At 70.8% G+C, this 1,277-nt stretch carries 1 protein-coding gene; it reads left to right on the top strand.

What is annotated here, in order from left to right:
* A partial coding sequence (locus AB0B45_RS51520) for an MFS transporter (protein ID WP_358146404.1) occupies positions 1-1,277 on the top strand: 1,277 nt, incomplete at both ends.

Here is a 1,277-nt window from a genome sequence, read left to right as displayed (position 1 = left end):
CATCCTCGTCGGTGGCTGATCCTGATCGTGCTCTGTCTGAGCACGCTGGTGCTGATCATCGACAACATGGCACTCACGGTCGCCGTGCCCTCCCTGGCCGCCGACCTTGGCGCCACCACGCAGGACATCCAGTGGATCCTGGAGTCCTACATGCTGGTCTTCGCGGGCCTGCTGCTCACCGCCGGCGCCCTGTCCGACCGGTACGGCAGGCGCAAGATCATGGTCATCGGCCTGGTGCTGTTCGGCGCGGCCTCCGCGCTGGCCACGCTCGCCACCAGCCCGGGCCAGCTGATCGCCGCCCGCGTGGCGATGGGCGTCGGCGGCTCGTTGATCATGCCCAGCACCCTGTCGCTCCTGATCGTGGTCTTCCCCGACGAGGTCGAGCGGCGCAAGGCGATGGCCGCCGGGGCCGCCTTCGCCGTGCTCGGCCTGATCGGCGGCCCCGTCCTCGGCGGCGCCCTGATCGCCTCGCTCGGCTGGGAAGCGGTCTTCTGGATCAACGTCCCGATCGCCGCCCTGGCCATCCTGGCCGCCCTGACGCTGATGCCCGAATCCAAGGGCCCCGCGACCAAGCCCGACCCCCTCGGCGCCATCCTGTCCATGATCGGCATGACCGCCCTGGTGTGGACGATCAACGAACTCGCGCACGGCATCGCCTGGACCCCGCTGGCCGTCGCCGTCATCGCCCTGGCCGCCTTCATCGGCTGGGAGCTGCGCACCGAGCACCCGATGGTGCCGCTCAAGCTCTTCCGTGACCGCGACTTCGCCGGCGGCAGCCTGTCGCTGACGCTGGTTCAGGTCGGCAACGGCGGCCTGCTGCTGGTGCTGACCCAGTACATGCAGTTCGTCCTCGGCTACACCCCCACCCAGGCCGGTCTGGCCTTCATCCCGATGTTCATCGCCTCGGTGGTCTTCAACGGCGTCGGCGCGGGCCTGGGCACCAAGCTCGGCAACCGCGCCACCGCGGTCGTCGGCATGCTCGTGATGGCCGCCGGCTTCGCCCTGCTCAGCTTCTCCTCCTCCGACAGCTTCACGATGCTGGCCATCGCCCAGGTCGTGCTAGGTGCCGGCAGCGGCCTGGCCGGGCCCACGGCGATCGCCGCCCTGATGAGCGCCATCCCCACCGAGCAGGCCGGCGTCGGTTCGGCTTTGAACGACACCATCCAGCAGGCCGGCGCCGCCCTCGGCGTGGCCATCCTGGGGAGCCTGGCCACCAGCAGCTACGCCTCGGCCATGCCCGCCACCGCGCCGGAGCAGGCCCGCCGCTCGGTGGCCGC

It is taken from the genome of Nonomuraea sp. NPDC049152 (genome assembly GCF_040648355.1).
Lineage (GTDB): Bacteria > Actinomycetota > Actinomycetes > Streptosporangiales > Streptosporangiaceae > Nonomuraea.
This window is presented reverse-complemented; position numbering and strand designations above follow the sequence as displayed.